Source organism: Synechococcus sp. H55.2, assembly GCF_047462495.1.
Lineage (GTDB): Bacteria > Cyanobacteriota > Cyanobacteriia > Thermostichales > Thermostichaceae > Thermostichus.
Genome location: NZ_JANSJH010000161.1, coordinates 1 through 3,108, shown reverse-complemented (window position 1 = coordinate 3,108; position 3,108 = coordinate 1). Strand labels below are relative to the sequence as shown.

The 3,108-nt window shown below is 61.6% G+C and carries 4 protein-coding genes; all 4 read left to right on the top strand.

The window, feature by feature from the left end:
* The first annotated feature begins 218 nt into the window (after nt 1-218).
* Nucleotides 219-980 (top strand): ChaB family protein, encoded by a 762-nt coding sequence (locus NW844_RS12545; protein ID WP_414336120.1) that lies wholly within the window; start codon nt 219-221, stop codon nt 978-980.
* Between the two features lie 127 nt (nt 981-1,107).
* Nucleotides 1,108-2,040 carry a DnaJ C-terminal domain-containing protein gene (locus NW844_RS12540; protein ID WP_414336118.1) on the top strand — a complete coding sequence of 311 codons (933 nt, stop codon included), beginning with the start codon at nt 1,108-1,110 and terminating at the stop codon, nt 2,038-2,040.
* Nucleotides 2,037-2,318, top strand: coding sequence for a chaperone modulator CbpM (locus NW844_RS12535; protein WP_414336116.1), 282 nt, complete (start codon nt 2,037-2,039; stop codon nt 2,316-2,318). Before NW844_RS12540 ends, NW844_RS12535 begins: the two co-directional genes overlap by 4 nt.
* A 71-nt stretch (nt 2,319-2,389) precedes the next feature.
* A partial coding sequence (locus NW844_RS12530) for a photosystem reaction center subunit H (RefSeq protein ID WP_414336114.1) occupies nt 2,390-3,108 on the top strand: 719 nt, incomplete at its 3' end.

The window sequence follows — 3,108 nt, the reverse complement described above, 5'->3', positions numbered from 1 at the left end:
GGGATGTCCCTGAGGGAGAGGGGCTGGGGGTGGTCGCGTGAGCGGCGCGGAGCGCTTGGGCAGGCCTCCTCAGTACGGAGATCGCTCCAGGAGTTTCGCGATCCCTCGACTTCCCCTGAGGCGGCAGAGGGAGATAATGGGCGGCATGGGCAAAGAGGGGAAAAGCTTGCCAAAAGCTGCCCTCAGCCTTCTCGGCCAAAACTTTCCCAGGAGCTTTTATGAGTGCCTTCGCCCAAGCCCCCAAAAAGTGCGTTTCTGCCGTTTTCAAAGAAGAAGCCAAAGTCCAAGAGTGCATCCAGCGCCTGCTCAACCGCGGCATCCCCAACGATCGCATCTCCATCATTGGCCGCAATTTTCAAACGGAAGCCAAAATCAGCGGCTTTATCACCCGCAAGGATGTGGTTCTCGACGGGTTGACCAGCGGCGCCATTTATGGATCCCTGTTTGGATCCCTGTTGGGGCTACTTACAGGGGTAGGGGTGCTGTTTATTCCCTTTTTGGGAGCGGTGGTGGCCGCCGGGCCCTTGGGAGCGGCGCTGCTGGGGGCAACCGGTGGCGCTCTCTACGGGGCGCTGGGAGCGGGGCTGGGATCCGCCCTCATTGCCCTGGGCATGCCGCAGGAGAAAGCTGCCATCTACCAAACCCGGGTGCAAGCAGGTGAGTTCCTCTTGGTGGTGCAGGTGCCGGAGGAAAAAGCCGGCGAAATCTACTTGCTGTTGCAAAGTGCCGGCGGCGAAGAGGTGGCCACTGCCGACTTGAACTTGCCCAGTGAGCCAGAAGGCAACCTGACGCCGGAGACCATCTCCCCAGAAATCCGCGCCGATCTCTCAGAAGAAGCCCAGCAAACCTTTGTGGAAGCCTATAACCAGGCCAAGGCAGAGGGCAACCCCGTCGCCCAAGCGCTGCTCAAGGCTTGGGAAAAGGTCAAACAAGTTTTCACAAGGGACGACAAGGGGATCTTTTCCAGGCGCAAGCCCTAGCCCAGATAGCTTCTCAACAGCAGGGGCAGAGCCAACTGCCCCGCCGTGGCTCCGTCTCTTCAATACCCACCTTACATTCTGAGAAGTATCCTGAAAAGCCTTAACCTGATTTCGTAGGGGTGAGCTTATGGCTGCGAGCGATTTCAAGGACTACTACCAGATCCTGGGCGTCAGCCGAGATGCTTCTTTAGAGGAGATCAAGCGCGCCTATCGCAAGCTGGCTCGCCAGTATCACCCCGACGTTAACCCCGGCAACAAGGCAGCCGAGGAGCGCTTCAAGGAGATCAACGAAGCCTACGAGGTGCTCTCGGATCCGGACAAGCGGCGGCGCTACGACCAGTTTGGCCAGTACTGGCAACGGGTGGGCAGCGGTGCGGCGGCAGGGCCGGGCATGGAAGGATTTGCCCAGTACACCAACTTTGAGGACTTCATCAACGATCTGCTGGGCCGCATGGGATCCCGCCGCGGCGGCTTCCAGGGTTTCACCACCGGGTTTGGGCCGTTTGTCTCGGTGGATCTGCCAGGGCAAGACGTAGAAGCCACGCTAGGCCTCACCTGGGCAGAAGCCTTCCACGGCACCCAAAAGCGGCTGAGCGTGGATGGCGAAACCCTCACCATCCGTATCCCTGCCGGCGCCAAACCCGGCAGCCGCATCCGCGTCAAGGGCAAAGGCCAATATAGCCCCTTCGGCGGGCCGAGGGGGGATCTCTACCTCACCCTGGAGCTGCCTCCCCACCCCTTCTTCCGCTTTGACGGCGACAACCTGCTCTGCGAGCTGCCCATCACGCCCGATGAGGCGGTTTTGGGCGGCACGGCGGAAGTGCCCACCCCCACCGGTCGGGTGCAACTGAAGATCCCTGCCGGCGTCGATAGCGGCCAAACCCTGCGGCTGCGCGGCCAAGGCTGGCGGGATCCCCAAGGGCAGCGAGGCGACCTGCTGGTGCGGCTAAAGGTTGTCACGCCCAAATCCCTCTCCCCCACTGAGCGGGATCTTTACGAGAAACTGCGGCAAAATCGGAGCTGGGATCCCCGCGCCTACTTGCAGGAGGTGAGGCTATGAGCTTGGCCATTGTGCGGTTGGAAGAACGCCTCTATACCTTTGAGCAGGCCAGCGAAGTAGCTGGGATCCCGCCCCACCTCTTGGAGTGGCTGCTGGCCCACGGTTTGGTGGAAGCCGAAAGCAGCTACCTCACCCCCCAGCAGCTCAGGCGCCTGCTCCAGATGATCCGTCTGCATCGCGACTTGGGCCTCAACTGGGTTGGGGCGGCGATGGTTTTGGACATGGCCCAGGAAATTGCCCGCCTCAGGGCGCAGCTCCACCACTACCGCGGGTTTTGAGGATCCCGGAACCCCTACGACAACCCCACTGAACCCTGCTCCTTGTCAACTTTAATTAAGGAGAACTCCTCATGGAACAGATCATCCGACGCAGCCAAGTGGTGGGCCTGCTGGCCCTGGATGGCAGCACCGCCACGGCCCTGGGCACCGTCGAAGAAATCTGGGTCGATCCCCAGGGACGGGTCTGCTACTTCACCAGCCAGCAGGGCTACACTCCCCTGGAGCAGATCTCGCTCATCGGGCCGGACGCGCTGCTGACCTACTCCGCCGTTTTCGCCACCCCGGCAACGCCCCTCAGCTCCCTCTACCGGCGAACGGTGCGCATTGGGGATCAGCCGGTGGGTTGGATCGAGGATTTTCTCTTCGACTGGGAGACCGGATCCATTGCTGCTTACATCCTGGGGGGCAGCATTGCTGAGCCCTGGGGAGGGCGCGCCGTCCTCTTACCTGAGGATGTAGAGGCCATCGACGTGGACGCGGTGGTGGTCAAGGAAGATGCTCCCCAGCGCCTCAAATCGGAGACTGAGGGCCTAAAGAACTTTTGGAGCGAAAAATCCCGCCAAGTCAAGCAGCTCATCCAGCGCATGGGGGAGCGCCTCAAAGCCCTGGTCGGCCCCCAGGATCCGCCGGAGGTGGTGCGCGTCAAGGTCAAGCAGGTGCGGGACGAGCTGGCCAAAGGGGGCAAGTTCGACCTCTCCCTGCTGGATGAGGCGGCAGAGTTTTTGCAGCAAAAATGGACAACCTGGCAGCAGCGCCTCAGCCGCGCCGCCCAGCGCATGCAAGCTGCCCT